Origin of the sequence: Brucella sp. NBRC 14130 (assembly GCF_040371715.1) — a bacterium.
GTDB lineage: Bacteria > Pseudomonadota > Alphaproteobacteria > Rhizobiales > Rhizobiaceae > Brucella > Brucella intermedia.
Genome location: NZ_BAABTE010000001.1, coordinates 466,293 through 483,893, shown reverse-complemented (window position 1 = coordinate 483,893; position 17,601 = coordinate 466,293). Strand labels below are relative to the sequence as shown.

Below are 17,601 nucleotides of genomic sequence, written 5' to 3'. Positions count from 1 at the left end.
AGCGGTTTTGCGTAGGATAATGCGTAAAAACAAATAGATAGAGCGGTTCAGAGTCCCCCTGTTACTGGAAACGCTCAAGAATAGTTATGGAGCACTGATAGAATGTCAGTCACAAGCACCAACAAGGAAACAGCCGCTCCGAACGGCGCGAAGCGAAAGACCAGCCTCGTGCACCTGCTGCTCGAAGGCCGCGCGTTCTTTTCGCTGATTGCGATCATTGCAGTTTTCTCGTTCCTTTCGCCGAATTATTTCACGGTCAACAATTTCCTCACCATGTCGTCGCATGTGGCGATATTCGGCCTGCTTGCCATCGGCATGCTGCTCGTCATCCTCAATGGCGGCATCGATCTTTCGGTCGGCTCGACTTTGGGGCTGGCGGGCGTGGTTGCCGGTTTCCTGATGCAGGGCGTCACCTTGCAGCATTTCGGCGTCATTCTTTATTTCCCGGTGTGGGCGGTCGTCATCATCACCTGTGCGCTTGGCGCGTTCGTCGGCGCGATCAATGGCGTGCTGATTGCCTATCTGCGGGTTCCGGCCTTCGTTGCGACGCTTGGCGTTCTCTATTGCGCGCGCGGCGTGGCGCTTCTGATGACCAATGGCCTGACGTACAACAATCTCGGCGGACGGCCGGAGCTTGGCAATACCGGCTTCGACTGGCTCGGCTTCAACAAGCTGTTCGGCGTGCAGATCGGTGTTCTGGTTCTGGTGGTTCTCGCCATCATCTGCGCCATCGTTCTCAACCGCACCGCATTCGGCCGCTGGCTCTATGCATCGGGCGGCAATGAACGTGCGGCTGAACTGTCCGGCGTGCCGGTCAAGCGCGTCAAGGTGTCGGTCTATGTCATTTCCGGCATCTGCGCTGCGATCGCCGGTCTGATCCTTGCTTCGCAGCTGACGTCGGCAGGCCCGACGGCCGGCACCACCTACGAACTCACGGCAATCGCCGCCGTGGTTATCGGTGGCGCTGCGCTCACTGGGGGGCGCGGTACTATACAGGGTACGCTTCTCGGCGCCTTCGTGATCGGTTTCCTTTCCGACGGCCTCGTGATCATCGGCGTGTCCTCCTACTGGCAGACCGTCTTTACCGGCGCGGTGATCGTGCTCGCGGTTCTGCTCAACAGCATTCAATACTCCCGGCGATAATCGAAAGCGGCTCTGCCCACCGTTCCGGGTGGGGCCGCTGAAATTCGGGCGTATCGAAAGGTTTCCGGAAAGGCGCATGATCTCGAAAACGGCCTGATGGAAATAAGTACCGCCGGGGAACCGGCATAACGCAAACGAAAAATGTTAAGGGAGTGAGACCATGTTCAAGAAGGGAATGCGCGTTCTGTTCGCCGCTGCGGCAGCGTTGCCTCTCATTGCCAGCACGGCCTGGGCCGAAGGACTGATGACGATCATCGTCAACGATCCGTCCAACCCGTACTGGTTCACCGAAGGTGAAATCGCCAAGAAGACCGCCGAAGGTCTCGGCTACAAGGCTGTTGTCGGTGGCCACAAGGGCGACACCAACACCGAGAGCAACCTGATCGACACCGCCATCACCAACAAGTCGGTGGCCATCATTCTCGATCCGGCCAATGCGGACGGTTCGGTCGGTGCGGTCAAGCGCGCAATCGCCGCCAATATCCCGGTTTTCCTCGTCAATGCGGAAATCAACCAGGAAGGCCTCGCCAAGGCGCAGCTCGTTTCCAACAACGCACAGGGCGCAGCCCTCGGCGCGACCCAGTGGGTCGAAAGCGTTGGCGACAAGGGCAAGTATGTCGAACTGTTCGGTTCGCCATCGGATAACAACGCCGCAACGCGCTCGAACGGCTATGAAACCGTTCTGTCGCAGTATCCCGATCTGGTGAAGGCCGGCAAGGACGTCGCCAACTGGGACCGTACCCAGGGCCACGACAAGATGCAGGCCCTGCTTCAGGCCAACCCGGACATTATCGGCGTCATCTCCGGTAACGACGAAATGGCTCTGGGCGCGATTGCCGCTCTGAAGAAGGCCGGCAAGCTGGATCAGGTCAAGGTTGGCGGTTTCGACGGTTCGCCGGATGCGGTCGCAGCCATCAAGGCCGGTGAATTGCAGTACACCGTTCTGCAGCCGGTTGCCGTGTTCTCGGAAGCTGCCGTCAAGCAGGCCGACAACTTCATCAAGACCGGCAAGACCGGCGTCGATCAGGAAAAGCAGCTCTTCGACTGCATCCTGATCACCAAGGACAATGTCGACAAGTACACCTCGCCGTTCGTTCTCGAACAGTAAGGTTTGAACAAGGCGCATCCCGGCAGCCCAGCCGCTTCCGGGATGCGTGTTTCCGAAGTCCCTCTCCTCAAGAAAGTCCCATGCAATCACTCGCTGGATTTTGGGGCTGAAGACCGCGCAGTATGAAGCCTATCAGGCGATTCCGAAGCTTTCGGAACGCGCAAGCAAGGGGACAAGTGACGGGCATGGCAGTGAGCAACAAAGCAAGCATTGACAAGCTGATGGCGGAGCAGGTGCCGAATGACAGCCGGCATGCGCGTCAGCTCGTCCGGCGCCAGCAGATTGCGGAAACTGTAATGGCTGAAGGCTCGATGCGGATCGAGGATCTGACCGAAAGGTTCGGCATCAGCCTGATGACGGCGCATCGCGACGTCGATGAACTGGTGAGCCGCGGCCTGTTTCGCAAGTCGCGCGGCATCGTGTCGGCGGCGCCGACAAGCCTGATCGAGGCAAGCGATCTTTATCGCGTCACCCGCCAGTCGGAAGAAAAGAAACTGATTGCCGAAGCTGCAATGCAGTTTGTTGAACCCGGCCAGGCGATTTTCTTCGACGATTCCACCACCGTCCTGCAAATGGTGCCGCATCTGGCCGAAAAGGGGCCGCTGACCGCCATCACCAATTCGCTCATCCTGATGAACGAACTGCGCGACATGAAGGACGTGACGCTGCTCGGTCTCGGTGGCCAGCTCTATAATTGGTGCAACGCCTTCGTCGGCGGCATGACCATCCACGAAATTCGCCGTCTTCGCGCCGATGTGGCCTTCATATCGATTGCCGCGATCACGGATGATCTTCTGTTCCATCAGTCACCGGAAATGGTGGAGACCAAACGCGCCATGCTGGATTGCGCCGCCAAACGCATCCTGCTGGCCGATCATACAAAGTTCGAGCGCCGCGCCCTGCACAATTTCGGGGCGCTGACCGATTTCGATGTCGTCATCGTCGATGAGAACACGCCCTTTGCGCATATCGAGCGCATGGAGGCGCAAGGCATCAATGTCGTCGTTGCGCGCGCCCGGACAGGCGGCAGGCCGGACTAGCCTCAGCATATTTATCAGGAATACGATACATGCCTTCTCTGCTCGGAATCGATAGCGGCCTCACCGTCACCAAAGCCGTATTGTTCGACGTTGACGGAACCACCCTTGCCGTTGCGCGCCGCCGCGTTGCGCAATCGTTTCCGCGCCCGCGCCATGTCGAACGCGACATGGATGAATTCTGGAATGCGACCGCCGATGCGATTGCCGAAGCCATCGCCAAAAGCGGACGTCCAGCTTCCGACGTTCTGGCAATCGCCACCACTGCGCATGGCGACGGCATCTACATGCTCGACAAGGATCGCCGGCCGCTCGGCGCGGGTATCCTCTCGCTCGACAGCCGCGCCGTGGATGTGGCAGAGCGCTGGGTGAACAGCCCGGTCGCGGACCGCGCCATCGCCGTTACCGGCCAGTTGCCCCATGCGTCGGCGCCATCGGCCATTCTGGCATGGGTGAAGGAAAACGAGCCGGAACGCTATCACCGCATCGCCCATGTGATCGCCTGCAAGGAATGGCTGCGCTTCTGTCTCACCGGTGACGTGGGCACGGATCGCACCGAAGCCTCCACCTCCTTTACCGATGTGAACACGCAGGAATACTCGAAGGAAGCGCTCGCTCTGTTCGGGCTCGATGCGCTTTGGGACGCGCTGCCGCCCATGTCGCGTTCCGATGAGATTGTCGGCAACGTCTCGGCTGATTGCGCGAAGCGCACCGGTCTCGTTGCCGGTACGCCGGTTGTCGGCGGGCTTCATGACGTGACGGCCTCCGCGCTCGGCGTGGGCGGGCTTGGCATCGGAACCGTCGCCGTGGTTGCCGGAACCTATTCCATCAACGAAACGCTGTCGTCCGAACCGCGCGTCGACAAGAGCTGGTTCTGCCGCAACGGCATTGCACCGGGCGAATGGAACAACATGTCGATCTCGCCCGCATCGACGGCCAATTACGACTGGTTCCTCGACAAGCTCTGCCCGGCGGAACGGCGCGAGGCGGAGGAAACAGGGCAATCAATCCACGACATGCTGCGCCCGGAAATCGATGCGGCACTGGCGAAGCCTTCGACGGCGATGTTCCACCCTTATCTTTTCGGCTCGCCCTATGGGGCGATGGCGAGCGGCGCGTTTTTCGGTCTGCGCGGCTGGCAGGATCGGGGCGACATGCTGCGCGCCGTGTGGGAAGGCATTGCTTTCAACCACCGCATCCATGTCGATCATCTGAAGGACGGGTTTGCGATCTCCGCCGCGCGGCTTACCGGTGGCGTGTCGCGCAGTCCGGCTTTCGCGCAGATGTTCGCCAATGTGCTCGGCATGCCCGTTACGGTGACGGATACGGATGAAGCGGCAGCATGGGGTGCGGCGCTGTGCGCTGGCAAGGGCGCCGGTGTCTTTGCCGATGTCTACAGCGACCCGCGCGATCTCGATGCCATCGGTCGCACCTATCAGCCGGATGCGGAGCGGAGCGCGCTCTATGAGACGCGCCATCAGCTGTTCAAGGAAATCGCGTCGGCACTCGGGCCGATCTGGCCGAAGATCGAAGCCCTCACGGATTGAAATGAAGGGCGTCCTTCGCCCAGAGAGACAGTGACATGAATGATTTCGTAAGTCTGGCCCAGATGAAGAACCGCATCGGACAGCTTGAGGCCGAAGGCGTGGATGTGCTCATTCTCGGTGCGGGCGTCAACGGGGCAGGGCTCTTTCGCGATCTTTGCGAGCAGGGTGTGAACTGCCTGATCGTCGACAAGGCGGATTTCGGTTCCGGCACCAGTGCCGCCCCCTCGCGGCTCATCCATGGCGGATTGAAATATCTGGAAACCGGGGAGTTCGGTCTCGTGGCGCAGTCCACGCTGGAGCGCAATCTGCTGCTGAAGAACGCGCCGCACAATGTGGAGCCGCTGCCGACCTTCATTCCCGTCTTTTCATGGACCAAGGGCATCGCGGCGGCGCTGCGCACCCTGTTCGGCTCGACGACCGCGCCGCGCAGCCGTGGCGCCGTGCTGATCAAGATCGGTCTCGCGCTCTACGACTATTTCGGCGCGCGCGAACGCGTCATGCCGCGTCACCGTTTTCTGCTGAAGGAAACGGCGACGAAGGAAATGCCCTATATCACGCCGGCAATCGTGGCAGGCGGCATCTATCACGACGCGAAGGTCAGCCAGCCGGAACGTCTGGTCTATGAACTTGTGAGCGACGGCCTGCGCGCCAGTCCGAAAAGCGCTGCCGCCAATTTCACGACGCTCATTTCTGCTGAAAACGGCGTGGTGGGCTTCGAGGGACCGGACGGTGCGAAATTTGGCGTCAGGCCAAAGCTGGTGATCAATGCGGCCGGGCCATGGATCGACCGGGTCAATGCCGCGCTCGGCAAACCGACCAAGATGATCGGCGGCACCAAGGGCTCGCATATTCTTGTCGACCACCCGGAACTGGTGAAGAGCCTTAACGGGCGGATGATCTATTTCGAGGCGGATGACGGGCGCATCTGCCTTGTCTACGACTATCATGGTCTGGCGCTGGTGGGTTCCACCGACATTCCATCCGATGATCCCGACAATGTACGTTGCGACGATCACGAGACCGATTATTTCATCGACAGCCTGCGTTCGCTGCTGCCGAAGCTCAAATTCGACCGCAGCCAGATCGTCTATACCTATAGCGGCATCCGCCCGCTTCCGGCGTCCAACGCTTCCGAACCGGGCCTGATCAGCCGCGATCATTCCGCGCCGGTGATCGAGCCGGACAGCGAACGTCCGTTCCCGATCATTGCGCTGGTCGGCGGCAAATGGACCACGTTCCGGGGCTTTGCCGAGGAAGTGGCCGACAAGGTTCTGACCCGGTTCGGCAAGACCCGGCAGGTGTCCACGCGCAATCTCGCCATTGGTGGCGGCAGGGACTATCCTGCCGATGATCGCGCCCGCAAGGCCTGGGTGACGAAATATGCCACCGAAACACGGTTGCCCGCCGCACGGGTCGAGACCCTGTTGAAGCGCTATGGCACGACGGCCCTGCCCATCCTCCGCGAGGAAGCCGGGGCCTCGGTAACGATGTTGCCGGAAACCGAAACGATCAGCGCGACGGAAATCGCATGGATCGCGCGCAACGAACTCGTCGTGCATCTGGCGGATGTCGTACTGCGGCGCACGACCCTTGCCATCGACGGGGCGCTGACGACCGGCAATCTCGCTGCGATCGCCAGCATTGTAGCGCGGGAACTCGGCTGGGACGATGCGCGCAAGGCGCGGGAAATCGAGGCGGTCAACATCGAGCTTGAAAAACGGCATAACGTGATTTTGCAGGCGCACCCCGCCAAAAGGCGCTGATCTCTCCGCATACTTGATTTATGGTGCGTCTCTCTTATTCGAAAGGAAACGCGCCATGGATATCAAGCGAAACGGAACCGATCCTTCCGGCAAAGGCCCAGCCGACTGGTTTACGGGCAATGTCCGTATCGATCCGCTATTCTCTCCAAACAATGCCCGGCGCGCGGCGGCGGCGACCGTGACTTTCGAGCCCGGCGCTCGCACGGCATGGCATACGCATCCGCTTGGCCAGACCCTGATCGTCACCGCCGGGCTTGGCCTCGTGCAGCGTGAAGGCGGGCCGATCGAGGAAATCCGGCCCGGCGACGTCGTCTGGTTCGAGCCCGGCGAGAAACACTGGCATGGCGCATCGGCCAGCAACGCCATGACCCATATCGCCATTCAGGAACAGCTCGACGGCAAGGTCGTGGACTGGATGGAGCATGTCAGCGACGCGCAATATGGTGCGGGCAGGTAAATTTCGTCCCGGTTTTGCGCAGCTGTCCCAAACCGGGCCGGACAGTTGAGGGCCAAAGGCTGCGCAAAACGCAAAGATGATTGCGTATATTGCGAAGAGGTATTTCCTGTTTCCCCTATCATGTTGTTCTCAATAAAAACAAAGGGGAGAAGATAATGAAACGCATACTTCTTTTGCTTGCGGCCAGCGTCGCCAGCCTTGCCAGCGTGCAGGCGCAGGCTGCCGAAAGCGAAGCCTGCAAGTCACCCAAATTCTCCGATGTCGGCTGGACCGACATTACCGCAACGACGGCGCTTGCCTCCCTGCTGCTGGAAAAAGCCGGGTATCAGCCGCAGACGACTATTCTTTCCGTGCCTGTCACCTTCCAGTCGCTGGAAAACGGTCAGATCGATATTTTCCTCGGCAACTGGATGCCGCTTCAGGAGGAAGCGCGCAAACCCTATATCGAGGGCAAAAAGGTCGAGCAGGCCGGTGTGAACCTTCAGGGCGCGAAGATCGGTCTTGCCGCCACGGGCAAGGATCTCGGCATCAAGAACTACGCCGACATAGCCAAATTCAAGGATCAGCTTGGCGGCAAGATCTATGGCATCGAGGCTGGCAGCAGCGCCAATGCCACGATCCAGTCGATGATCGAGAAGGACAAGTTCGGCCTGAAGGATTTCCAGCTGGCGGAATCGAGCGAGCAGGCCATGCTTTCGCAGGTTCAAAATGCGGTGCGCAAGGATGAACCTGTCGTTTTCTTCGCCTGGACGCCGCATCCGATGAACATTCGCTACAAGCTGACCTATCTGCAAAATGGCGAAAACCTGTTTGGGCCGGAAGATGGCGCGGCCACCGTCGAGACCCTGACCCGCAAGGGGTATGCAACCGACTGCCCCAATGTCTCGCGCTTCCTGTCGAACCTGAAATTCAGCACGGAGATGGAAAGCACGATGATGAACATGATCCTGAACGACGGCATGGAAGCCAAGGATGCCGTCACGAAATGGATCAAGGACAACCCGGCGCAGCTCGACGCATGGCTCGACGGCGTGACCACTACCGACGGCAAGCCGGCGCTTGCTGCGGTGAAGTCGGGTCTCGGTCTGTAAGTCCTTTACTGCCTCAGTCTGCTCGGCGACTGACCGAAATGCCGCTTGAAGGCGCGGGACAGCGAACTGATCGACGAAAAGCCGGTCTGTTCTGCTGTGTCGGCCATGGAAAGACGGGTGTCGAGGATCAGCCGCCGGGCAGCTTTCAGCCGGAGCGACAGATAGTAGTTGCCCGGTGACTGGCCGATCACATTGGCAAACAGCAATTCGAGACTGCGCGTCGAAAGGCCGAGCCTGCGCGCCACGCTCGACACAGGGATCGGGCGATCTATGTGGGTTTCCATGATCTTTATGGCATCGGCCAGTCGCGGCTCGCGATTGAGCAATCTCCCGAGGGAGACCAGCGGCTGCGCATCCGAAGCCTGTTTCACCTCATCATAGACGTAGAGGCTCGCGACATCGAGCGCGATGGAGTAACCGTGGCGGGCGCGAATGAGCGCCAGCATCATGTCGAGCGCCGGGGCCGCACCCCCGGTCGTCAGAAGTGCCCCATCCCGCACCCAGCGATCCGATTGCATTTCGACTTCGGGAAAGCGCTGCGAAAATGCTTCCAGGTCTTCCCAATGCGTGGTTGCCTTGCGGCCGTTGAGCAATCCGGCCTTTGCCAGGACCCATGATCCGGCTTCCACACCCACGATGAGCTTCGATTGCTTGGCAGCCTGCCGCAGCATGGCGAGAAGCTTCTGCGTCGCATGTTCCAATGCGTGAAAGGCGCTGACGATGATGAGAATGTCCTGTGCACCGGCCTCGAATTTCCCGTCCGCCGAAACCTTGAGGCCGCTCGACGTGACCGGATCGCTGCCGTCCGGCGAGACCACGCGCCAGCGATAGAGCGAGCGGCCCGTCACGCGGTTGGCCCCGCGCATCGGGTCCAGCGTCGCGGCCAGCGACATCAGCGAACAATCCGGCAGGACAAGCAGCGTAACGGTCAGTTCTTCGTCCGACGGTTCAAAGATCATGCTCTTCGCTCTTCGCCAAATAGATTTCGTAAAATGATAATCCCGGCATTTCGGGACCTGTCAAGCTCGGTGAAAATTGAGGGAAACGAACATGCCTTTAAAGCCTGCCCGGGAAATATTCATCACCGCTGCCGTCACCGGCGCCGGAGCCACCACGCATCGCTCGAACAAGGTGCCGGCCACGCCGCGCCAGATCGCGGACGCGGCCATCGAAAGTGCCGAGGCGGGCGCCGCCGTCGCGCATATCCATGTTCGCGACCCCGAGACGGGCGAACCGTCGCGGAAGCCGGAACTGTTCCGCGAGGTGGTGGATCACATCCGGGCATCCGGTGTCGATATCGTGCTGAACCTGACCGCAGGCGTTGGCGGCGATCTGGTTCTGGGCTCCGCCGAAGCGCCATTGCCGCCGGATGCCGCCAAGACCGACATGGCGGGCGCGACGGAGCGGCTCGCCCATGTTGCTGAACTCCTGCCGGAAATCTGCACGCTCGACTGCGGCACGATGAATTTCGGCGAGGGCGATTATGTGATGACCAACACGCCCGCCATGCTCAAGGAAATGGCCGCGCAGATACAGCGGCTCGGCGTGCGCCCGGAGATCGAGATCTTCGATACCGGCCATCTGCCGCTTGCCCAATGGCTGCAGCAGCAGGGACTGCTTGACGATCCGGTTCTGGTGCAATTGTGCATGGGCATCCCGTGGGGGGCGCCCGACGATCTGGCGACGCTGGTTTCGATCCTCCACAACCTGCCGGACAACTGGATTTTCTCGGCATTCTCCATTGGCCGCAATCAGTTGCCCTATGCGGCGCTCGCCGTGCTGGCAGGCGGCAATATCCGGGTCGGACTGGAAGACAATATCTGGCTCGACAAGGGCGTTCTGGCGTCCAATGGCGATCTGGTCGAACGGGCCAAGGCCATCGCCGTCAATATGGGAACCAGGGTCCTGACGCCTGCCGAAGTCCGCGAAAAACTCAAGCTTACGAAGCGCTGGTGATATCCATGAACAGCCATCCTCCCAAGATCGCCTGTATCGGCAGCGGTGTCATCGGCAGCGGCTGGGCCGCACGCTTCCTGCTCAACGGTTTCGATGTTGCCGTGTACGATCCGTCGCCGGACGCCAAGGCGACGACCGAACATATTCTCGACAATGCGCGCAAGGCGCTGGCGGCGCTGACAACCGTGCGCCTTCCGCAGGAGGGGCGGCTGTCCTTTTCCGCTTCGCTGGCGGAGGCGGTTGAAGGGGCCGTGCTCATTCAGGAAAGTGTGCCCGAGCGCCTCGACCTGAAGCTTGCCGTAATGGCCGAGATCGAGGCTTCCTGTTCAGACGATGCGTTGATCGCATCCTCCACTTCGGGCTTCCTGCCGAGCAAGTTGCAGGCCGGGTTGCGGCATCCCGGACGCCTGTTGATTGCCCACCCCTACAACCCTGTTTACCTGCTGCCGCTGGTGGAACTCGTTCCCGGCGAAAAGACCGCAGTCGCAACGATTGAAAGCGCTTCCGCACTCTATCGCCAGACCGGCATGGAGCCGGTCGTGCTCGAAAAGGAAATCGACGCTTTCGTCGGAGACCGGCTTCTGGAAGCGCTATGGCGCGAGGCCCTGTGGCTCGTGCGCGACGGTATCGCCACGGTGGAGCAGATTGACGACATCATCCGCTATTCCTTCGGGCTTCGCTGGGCGCAGATGGGGCTTTTCCAGACCTATCGTATTGCCGGCGGCCCGGCAGGCATGCGGCACTTCCTCGCGCAATTCGGTCCTGCGCTGCAATGGCCATGGACGAAACTGACCGATGTGCCCGACCTCGATGACAGCCTGATCGACCGCATCGCCGATCAGTCGGACGCGCAGAATGAAGGGCTTTCCATCCGCGATCTGGAGCGGATTCGCGACGAAAATCTTGTTGCGATCATCCGGGCTCTGTCGCAACAGCAGCAGGGCAAGGGCTGGGGGGCGGGCGCGCTTCTCAACAACTATACCGCGCGGCTGGAAACGGCGGCGGACCGCCCCGATGCGGGTTCCGGCCCGCTTCGGCTTCTCGATGCACGTGTGATCCCCGAATGGATCGATTATAACGGACACATGACCGAGCATCGTTATCTGGACGTGTTCGGGCAGGCGACGGACAGATTTCTGGCACATATCGGCGTAGATGACGCCTATCTGAAATCCGGTCACAGCTACTATACGGTCGAAACCCATATCATGCATCGCGGCGAGGCGAAGGCAGGCGACGAGCTGCATGTCGAAACGCAATTGCTTTCCTTCGACGAGAAGCGCGCCCATGTCTTTCACAGCCTCCGGCGTGGCGATGCGGAAATTGCCAGTGCGGAACAGATGCTGCTGCACGTCGACAGCAAGGCGGGCAAAGCAGTGGCGGCAAAGCCCGGCATTCGGGAAGCCCTTGAGCGGTTGTTCCATTCCCATCAGGAGATGCCGACACCGATTGCCGTCGGTCGGCATGTCGGGATACGCGGCTGACGCGGCGTCGTTTGAACTACAGCATTTCCAGCAAAAGTGCGTAGCGGTGCCACGATTCCTTGTGAAACGGAACTGCTCCTAGTCCCACCACCGGCTGGCGGCAGCGAATTTTATTCCGCCGCTGGCCGCAGCGAACAACGGAAGCCCAGCCCCCGAACAGGCTTCCGTTGTTCGCACTGCTTGACATTTAATCAATCGATTGATTAAATCGCTGTATGAGCAGATCGAAGAATATCGGGCAGGAGCAACCGCAGCCGTCGGTCGAACAGACGCGCGCCGCGCTTATCCATGCGGCATTGCAGCTTTTCGGGTCGAAGGGCTTCGATGCCACATCGACGCGTGAGATTGCTGCGCTTGCCAAGGCGAATATCGGTTCCATCGCCTATCATTTCGGCGGCAAGGAAGGGCTTCGTCTGGCGGCGGCGGACTATATCGTGGAGACGATACAGGGTGTGGCCGGTCAGGCTCTCGGACATTACGGGGTGATTGGCGCCTCCGCCGGGACCAGGGAAGAAGCGCGGCAAATGCTTGCCCTAGCGGTGGAGCGCATGGCGCAGTTCATCGTGGCGCAGCCTGAATCCGGCGAGATCGTCCAGTTTCTTCTTCGCGAGCTTGCGCATCCGACGGCGGCGCTTGATCGCATCTATTCCGGCGTATTCGAGCCGACCCATAAAAGGCTCTGTGCCATCTGGGAAGTCGCAACGGGCGAGCCCGCCGAAAGCGAAGGCACGCGGCTTCTCATCTTCACCTTGCTCGGTCAGGTCATCTATTTCCGTATTGGCCGCGAGGCGGTGAAACGGCGCATGGGCTGGTCCGCGATGGGTGCGGAAGAGGCCAGGGCGGTGGCGGCAGTTGTGCGGCAGAACCTGTTGGCCATCCTTGCGGCGAAGGACGCTGCGAAAAACGGCGAGGTGTCGTCATGAGCCTTCTTTGTGTTCTCCCTTTTGCCTCCTATCTTTTCACCGCATGCAGCGCGCAGCCTCTGGCTGTCGGCTATGTCGAGGGCGAGTTCGTGCAGCTTGCCCCACTGGAAGTGGCGCAGGTTCAGTCCGTGGCCGTCAGGCGTGGTGATCGTGTCGAACCGGGCAAGCCGATTGCACAGACGGAGGACGCGGACGCAAAGATCGCTGTCGCTCAGGCCGAGGCGGCACTGGCTCAGGCACGCGCCCAACTGGCGGATTTGCAGGTCGGCAAGCGCCCCGACGAAATCGCCGTTCTCGAAGCGGCGGTCAGGACCGCCAACGCGCAGGCCGACGATGCCCGGCGGACGCTGTTGCGCACGCAGGACCTGACGAAGCGCGGGGTGATGACGCAGGCGCAGCTCGATGATGCCGCCACCAAGGTCGAGGTGGCCGAAGCGTCGATCAATCAGGCGACGGCCAATCTTGCAGTGGGTCGCTTGCCCGCCCGTCCGGAAACGATCAAGGCGGCGGAAAATGCCGTCAAAAGTGCCGAAGCGCAGCTTGATTCCGCCCGCTGGCATCTGGCCAAGCGGACGATCGAGGCCCCGGCGGCTGGGCGGATCACCGACGTCATTCGCAATCCAGGCGATATTGCCGGTCCGTCCGCGCCGGTTTTGACCATGCTGCCCGACGGTGCGGTCAAGCTGAAGGTATACATACCGGAGGACAGGTTTTCCGCGATACGGGTTGGCGATATGCTGTCGGTGCGCTGCGATGGCTGCGCTCCGGGTTTGCAGGCCCGCGTCAGCTATGTTTCGCCCGACCCGGAATTCACGCCGCCGGTGATCTACTCGCTCGAAACGCGCCAGAAGCTTGTTTATCTGGTCGAGGCGCATCCCGTCGATCCCGCGTCGCCTCTCCAGCCCGGCCAGATCGTGGACGTCGATCTGGCCCCCCGGTAAGCGGAGGCGGCAATGTCGAACGCCATCGATGTCAAAGGTCTCGTCAAGCGTTTCGGCGACGCTACCGTCGTTGATCATGTGAGCATGTCGGTGGCTGAGGGTGAGATTGTCGGCTTTCTCGGGCCAAACGGTTCTGGAAAGACCACCACCATCCGCATGATGTGTGGGTTGCTGACGCCCGACGAGGGGGAGGGTCAGGTGCTTGGCTTCGATCTTCGGACGGAAGGGCTGAAGATCAAGCGTGAAGTCGGCTACATGACGCAGCGCTTTTCCTTCTACGAAGACCTGACCATCGCCGAAAATCTCGAATTTGTCGCGCGTCTCTACCGGTTGAAGCCGGTGAAGGACCATGTGGCGCGGACACTTGAGGAACTGGGCCTGACATCACGCGGAAACCAGCTTGCGGGCACGCTTTCCGGCGGCTGGAAACAACGGCTGGCGCTGGCCGCCTGCATCATGCACAAGCCGAAGCTTCTGCTGCTGGATGAACCGACCGCCGGTGTCGATCCGAAGGCGCGACGCGATTTCTGGGATGAGATACATCGTCTGGCCGATGGCGGGCTGACCGTGCTTGTTTCAACCCACTATATGGACGAAGCCGAGCGCTGCCACCGCATCAGCTATATTTCTTATGGCAAGCTGTTGGCGACGGGAACGGTCCGCGATGTTATCGATAAGGCGGGGCTGACGACCTTCATCGTCAACGGCCCGCGGCTTGGAGACGTGGCGCGCGAACTGGCTGGCGAACCGGGTGTCGAGCAGGTTGCGCCTTTTGGTGCGACGCTGCATGTCGTTGGGTCCGACAGGGCGAAGCTCGAGGCGGCTCTGGAAAAGATCAGGCATCGTGAGGGCATTAGCGTCGAGGCGGGCGAAACCAGCCTTGAAGATGTGTTCATCCAGTTCATGGCCAATGCACAGGACAATATGTCGAAAGACAGGGCGTCCGGGAGCGGCGAGCAATGAACGGCTGGTTCTCCTTCGAGCGGCTGGGCGCGATGCTGGTGAAGGAATTCATCCAGATGCGGCGCGACCGCATCACCTTCGCCATGATGCTGGTCGTTCCGCTGATGCAACTGCTGCTTTTCGGCTTTGCCATCAACAACGATCCGAAGAGCCTGCCGAGCGCTCTGGTGGTGACAAGCCAGGACCATTACACGCGGGCCATGATTTCCGCTCTGGAAACAACGGGCTATTATCGCTTCGACCATGTTGTGCAGAGTGCGGCCGAAGCGGAAGCGCTGATAGCCAGCGGCGCGGTTTCCTTCGTGGTGACGATCCCGTCGGATTTCGCAAGGCGGGTCGATGCGGGCGAGCAGCCGCAAATCCTGATCGAGGCGGACGCGACCGATCCGTCAGTGGCAAGCGGCGCGATTTCAACGCTTGGAACCGTCGCGGGTCAGGCGCTTCTGCGTGAACAGGGCAAGCAAGCCGAAGCCGCCGATGCAGCGCGGGGGCAGCTACAGGTCGTCGTGCACCGCCGCTATAACCCGGAAGGCGTTTCGCAATACAATATCGTTCCCGGCCTGCTGGGCGTGATCCTGCAAATGACCATGGTGATGATGACCGCCATGGCGCTGACCCGCGAAACCGAGCGCGGCACGATGGAAAACCTGCTCGCAATGCCCGCCACGCCCGCCGAAATCATGCTGGGCAAGGTGCTGCCGTTTCTGGCCGTTGGCGGGGTTCAGGTCGTGGTGGTGCTGGCCGCCGCCAAGCTTTTGTTCGGTGTGCCCTTCGTGGGATCGCTGGCGCTTCTGCTGACCTGTGTCCTGATCTTCGTCCTGTCGCTCGTCCTGCTCGGCTATACGATTTCCACTGCATCGCGCACGCAGATGCAGGCCATGCAGCTTACCTTCTTCTTCTTCCTGCCGTCGCTGATGCTGTCCGGCTTCATGTTCCCGTTTCGGGGGATGCCCGATTGGGCGCAGGCGTTGGGGGAGATTTTTCCCCTCACGCACTTCCTGCGTATCGTCCGCGCGGTCATGCTGAAGGGCGCCCACCTTTCCGACATTGCCGGAGAGGTGAACGCCCTCTTGTTCTTCGTGGTGCTGTTTGCGTCGCTGGCGCTGTTACGGTTCCGGCGGACGCTGGATTAGCAGGCCGATGGAGCCAGCGCCGCTTTCGGACGGCGCGAGAGTGTGAACAGCAATCCGGCTGCCGCCAGCAGGCCACCTGCGACCGGAATGGCCGCATAGCCATAGCCTGCGCTGATGACGCCGCCGCCAAGGGCCGCTCCCACCGCATTGCCGAGGTTGAACGCGCCGATGTTGATCGACGATGCCAGCCCCGGCGCTTCCGATGCGGCCTGCATCACACGGGTCTGAACCGGGGGAACGATGGCGAAGGCCGCAGCACCCCAGGCAAGCAGGCCGATTGCAGCGCCGATATGGCTGCCCAGCAGCAGCGGCAATGCCAGGCTTATGATGGCAAGTGCTGCGAGGAATATCCGCGTCGCACCATTGAGCGACCAGTCGGCAAGGCGTCCGCCGAGCGCGTTGCCGATCGTGAAGCCCACGCCGATGAGGATGAGCGCCAGCGTCACGAAACCTTCCGAAGCGCCGGTGCGGTCGGCCAGTACAGGCGCTACATAGGTGTAGAGCGTGAACATGGCGCCAGCACCCGTGACGGTGGTCGCGAGCGACATCAGCACGGTCGGGCGCATCAGCACGCCAAGCTCGCGGCGAATGTCGGGCATCTTGCCTGCTTCACCACGCGGCAGCGAAAGCCAGAGTGCCGAGATGGCCAGCAGGCCCAGAACGGCAGTGCCGGCGAACGACATGCGCCAGCCGATCTGCTGGCCGATCCAGGTTGCAGCTGGGACGCCGCCGATATTGGCTATCGTCAGGCCCATGAACATGGTGGCAACGGCGCTCGCCCGCTTTTCAGGCGGCACGACGCTGGCTGCAACAATGGAGCCGAGGCCGAAGAATGCGCCGTGATTGAGGCTTGTTACCAGACGCGCTGCAAGCAGCGTCCAGTAATCCGGCGCAAGGGCGGAAAGGATATTGCCAACCGTGAAGATGCCCATCAGCAGCATCAGCGCCGTGCGCTTTCCAAAGCGCCCGAAGGCAAGCGTCATGATCGGCGCGCCGACCATAACGCCGATGGCATAGGCGCTGACCAGAAGGCCCGCCGTGGGAATGGAAACGTCGACGCCATCGGCAATGACCGGCAGCAGGCCCATCGGCGCAAATTCCGTGGTGCCAATACCGAAGGCACCGATTGCAAGCGCCAGAAGCGGCCAGTTGAAACCGGCCCTGCTCGTTGCGCTTTCCTGTGCATTTGCAGCACTCATCTGAAATTCTCCGTTATTTCTTCAATTGTCCCAGACGGGCGCCAGTCCGGCAGGGCTGACCAGTCGTCCATCGGGGCGGGCGAGTCTGGAAATCGCCGTCATGTCTTCAGCGCTGAGTTCAAAGTCGAATATGTCGAAATTTTCAGCGACACGTTCAGGTCTGGCCGTCTTGGAAAGCGCGATGAAGCCGCGCTCGATCAGCCAGCGCAGGCCTACCTGAGCGGCAGTCTTACCGTATCGGGCGCCGATGGCCTGCAGGGCGGGATCGCGCGGCACCGCGCCGTCCGCCATGCCGTAATAGGCGGTGATGGCAACGCCAGCGGCTTTTGCGGCATCGGCCACGGCATTCTGGTCGAGATAGGGGTGTGCCTCGATCTGGTTGGTGACGATGGGTGCGGCACTGCGTTCGATGGATTGGCGCATCTGGGCGACATTCTGGTTGCTTACGCCGATGAAGCGTGTCCTGCCTTCCGCCTGCACCGCGTTCAGCATGTCGATCTGATCGGCGATAGCAACCTTGTCGGCGGGCCAGTGCAGAAGCAGGAGGTCAACCTGGTCGACCTTCAGCTTGTCGAGGCTCTCATCGACGGACGCGCCGAATTTTTCCGGGCTGTAATTGTCTACCCAGACTTTCGTGGTTAGGAACAGGTCTTCGCGCCGTGCGCCCGCTTTTTCCAGTGCACGACCGAGGGCAGCTTCGTTCTGGTAGATCTGCGCCGTATCGAAATGGCGGAAGCCGGCTTCCAGCGCCGCCGGGACAACGCTTTCCACTTCGGCGTCCGTCATGCGGAAAACTCCGAAGCCGAGCGCGGGTATGGCCGCGCCATGTGCGTTCACGATTTTCATGTCATCTCCT

General features: G+C 61.0%; 16 protein-coding genes. 13 read left to right on the top strand and 3 right to left on the bottom strand.

The window, feature by feature from the left end:
• The first annotated feature begins 102 nt into the window (after positions 1–102).
• From ABWW28_RS02385 to choX, 7 genes are all read left to right on the top strand, one after another.
• Positions 103–1,143, top strand: a complete 1,041-nt coding sequence (locus ABWW28_RS02385; RefSeq protein ID WP_006468387.1) for an ABC transporter permease — start codon at positions 103–105, stop codon at positions 1,141–1,143.
• 160 nt (positions 1,144–1,303) lie between these two features.
• A complete protein-coding gene (locus tag ABWW28_RS02380; RefSeq protein WP_112701316.1) occupies positions 1,304–2,251 on the top strand; it encodes a D-ribose ABC transporter substrate-binding protein in 948 nt (315 codons plus the stop codon).
• 185 nt (positions 2,252–2,436) lie between these two features.
• The gene (locus ABWW28_RS02375; RefSeq protein WP_006468390.1) at positions 2,437–3,291 is read left to right on the top strand and encodes a DeoR/GlpR family DNA-binding transcription regulator; all 855 of its coding nucleotides are present in this window, start codon (positions 2,437–2,439) and stop codon (positions 3,289–3,291) included.
• 29 nt (positions 3,292–3,320) lie between these two features.
• Complete coding sequence (locus ABWW28_RS02370; RefSeq protein ID WP_353390199.1) at positions 3,321–4,835, top strand: FGGY-family carbohydrate kinase; 1,515 nt, start codon at positions 3,321–3,323, stop codon at positions 4,833–4,835.
• 35 nt (positions 4,836–4,870) lie between these two features.
• Positions 4,871–6,598 carry a glycerol-3-phosphate dehydrogenase/oxidase gene (locus ABWW28_RS02365; protein WP_151598985.1) on the top strand — a complete coding sequence of 576 codons (1,728 nt, stop codon included), beginning with the start codon at positions 4,871–4,873 and terminating at the stop codon, positions 6,596–6,598.
• 55 nt (positions 6,599–6,653) lie between these two features.
• The gene (locus tag ABWW28_RS02360) at positions 6,654–7,055 is read left to right on the top strand and encodes a (R)-mandelonitrile lyase (RefSeq protein ID WP_021588235.1); all 402 of its coding nucleotides are present in this window, start codon (positions 6,654–6,656) and stop codon (positions 7,053–7,055) included.
• A 155-nt stretch (positions 7,056–7,210) separates the two neighbouring features.
• On the top strand, positions 7,211–8,146 hold the full coding sequence (gene choX / locus ABWW28_RS02355; protein ID WP_021588234.1) for a choline ABC transporter substrate-binding protein: 936 nt from the start codon (positions 7,211–7,213) through the stop codon (positions 8,144–8,146).
• 5 nt (positions 8,147–8,151) lie between these two features.
• Here choX and ABWW28_RS02350 read toward each other — a convergent pair whose 3' ends face one another.
• On the bottom strand, positions 8,152–9,105 hold the full coding sequence (locus ABWW28_RS02350) for a GlxA family transcriptional regulator (protein WP_025092107.1): 954 nt from the start codon (positions 9,103–9,105) through the stop codon (positions 8,152–8,154).
• 91 nt (positions 9,106–9,196) lie between these two features.
• On the opposite strand from ABWW28_RS02350, the gene ABWW28_RS02345 reads away from it, so the two are divergent.
• The 6 genes from ABWW28_RS02345 (at position 9,197) to ABWW28_RS02320 (ending at position 15,546) form a co-directional block, all read left to right on the top strand.
• Positions 9,197–10,102: a beta-keto acid cleavage family enzyme gene (locus ABWW28_RS02345; protein WP_176587970.1), complete on the top strand. Its 906-nt coding sequence runs from the start codon at positions 9,197–9,199 to the stop codon at positions 10,100–10,102.
• A gap of 5 nt (positions 10,103–10,107) precedes the next feature.
• A complete protein-coding gene (locus ABWW28_RS02340) occupies positions 10,108–11,586 on the top strand; it encodes a carnitine 3-dehydrogenase (RefSeq protein WP_025092105.1) in 1,479 nt (492 codons plus the stop codon).
• 215 nt (positions 11,587–11,801) lie between these two features.
• Positions 11,802–12,509, top strand: a complete 708-nt coding sequence (locus ABWW28_RS02335) for a DUF1956 domain-containing protein (protein WP_025092104.1) — start codon at positions 11,802–11,804, stop codon at positions 12,507–12,509.
• Positions 12,506–13,450 (top strand): HlyD family secretion protein, encoded by a 945-nt coding sequence (locus tag ABWW28_RS02330; RefSeq protein ID WP_025092103.1) that lies wholly within the window; start codon positions 12,506–12,508, stop codon positions 13,448–13,450. Before ABWW28_RS02335 ends, ABWW28_RS02330 begins: the two co-directional genes overlap by 4 nt.
• A gap of 12 nt (positions 13,451–13,462) precedes the next feature.
• The gene (locus ABWW28_RS02325; RefSeq protein WP_025092102.1) at positions 13,463–14,413 is read left to right on the top strand and encodes an ABC transporter ATP-binding protein; all 951 of its coding nucleotides are present in this window, start codon (positions 13,463–13,465) and stop codon (positions 14,411–14,413) included.
• On the top strand, positions 14,410–15,546 hold the full coding sequence (locus ABWW28_RS02320) for an ABC transporter permease (RefSeq protein ID WP_006468403.1): 1,137 nt from the start codon (positions 14,410–14,412) through the stop codon (positions 15,544–15,546). Before ABWW28_RS02325 ends, ABWW28_RS02320 begins: the two co-directional genes overlap by 4 nt.
• On the opposite strand, the gene ABWW28_RS02315 is transcribed toward ABWW28_RS02320, so the two are convergent.
• Together ABWW28_RS02315 and ABWW28_RS02310 are read right to left on the bottom strand one after the other, a co-directional pair.
• The gene (locus ABWW28_RS02315) at positions 15,543–16,745 is read right to left on the bottom strand and encodes an MFS transporter (RefSeq protein ID WP_176587969.1); all 1,203 of its coding nucleotides are present in this window, start codon (positions 16,743–16,745) and stop codon (positions 15,543–15,545) included. The two genes, ABWW28_RS02320 and ABWW28_RS02315, sit on opposite strands and share 4 nt — an antisense overlap.
• Before the next feature lie 21 nt (positions 16,746–16,766).
• Entirely contained in the window at positions 16,767–17,591 is an 825-nt protein-coding gene (locus ABWW28_RS02310) for an aldo/keto reductase (RefSeq protein ID WP_025092100.1), read from the bottom strand.
• Positions 17,592–17,601 lie beyond the last annotated feature (10 nt).

Excerpts from the sequence above, each read along its gene's own strand:
- choX (WP_021588234.1), top strand. The coding sequence starts at position 7,211 with ATGAAACGCATACTTCTTTTGCTTGCGGCCAGCGTCGCCAGCCTTGCC.
- ABWW28_RS02315 (WP_176587969.1), bottom strand. The coding sequence starts at position 16,745 with ATGAGTGCTGCAAATGCACAGGAAAGCGCAACGAGCAGGGCCGGTTTC.
- ABWW28_RS02310 (WP_025092100.1), bottom strand. The coding sequence starts at position 17,591 with ATGAAAATCGTGAACGCACATGGCGCGGCCATACCCGCGCTCGGCTTC.
- ABWW28_RS02365 (WP_151598985.1), top strand. The coding sequence starts at position 4,871 with ATGAATGATTTCGTAAGTCTGGCCCAGATGAAGAACCGCATCGGACAG.
- ABWW28_RS02345 (WP_176587970.1), top strand. The coding sequence starts at position 9,197 with ATGCCTTTAAAGCCTGCCCGGGAAATATTCATCACCGCTGCCGTCACC.
- ABWW28_RS02350 (WP_025092107.1), bottom strand. The coding sequence starts at position 9,105 with ATGATCTTTGAACCGTCGGACGAAGAACTGACCGTTACGCTGCTTGTC.
- ABWW28_RS02360 (WP_021588235.1), top strand. The coding sequence starts at position 6,654 with ATGGATATCAAGCGAAACGGAACCGATCCTTCCGGCAAAGGCCCAGCC.
- ABWW28_RS02375 (WP_006468390.1), top strand. The coding sequence starts at position 2,437 with ATGGCAGTGAGCAACAAAGCAAGCATTGACAAGCTGATGGCGGAGCAG.
- ABWW28_RS02320 (WP_006468403.1), top strand. The coding sequence starts at position 14,410 with ATGAACGGCTGGTTCTCCTTCGAGCGGCTGGGCGCGATGCTGGTGAAG.
- ABWW28_RS02370 (WP_353390199.1), top strand. The coding sequence starts at position 3,321 with ATGCCTTCTCTGCTCGGAATCGATAGCGGCCTCACCGTCACCAAAGCC.
- ABWW28_RS02330 (WP_025092103.1), top strand. The coding sequence starts at position 12,506 with ATGAGCCTTCTTTGTGTTCTCCCTTTTGCCTCCTATCTTTTCACCGCA.
- ABWW28_RS02340 (WP_025092105.1), top strand. The coding sequence starts at position 10,108 with ATGAACAGCCATCCTCCCAAGATCGCCTGTATCGGCAGCGGTGTCATC.
- ABWW28_RS02385 (WP_006468387.1), top strand. The coding sequence starts at position 103 with ATGTCAGTCACAAGCACCAACAAGGAAACAGCCGCTCCGAACGGCGCG.
- ABWW28_RS02380 (WP_112701316.1), top strand. The coding sequence starts at position 1,304 with ATGTTCAAGAAGGGAATGCGCGTTCTGTTCGCCGCTGCGGCAGCGTTG.
- ABWW28_RS02325 (WP_025092102.1), top strand. The coding sequence starts at position 13,463 with ATGTCGAACGCCATCGATGTCAAAGGTCTCGTCAAGCGTTTCGGCGAC.
- ABWW28_RS02335 (WP_025092104.1), top strand. The coding sequence starts at position 11,802 with ATGAGCAGATCGAAGAATATCGGGCAGGAGCAACCGCAGCCGTCGGTC.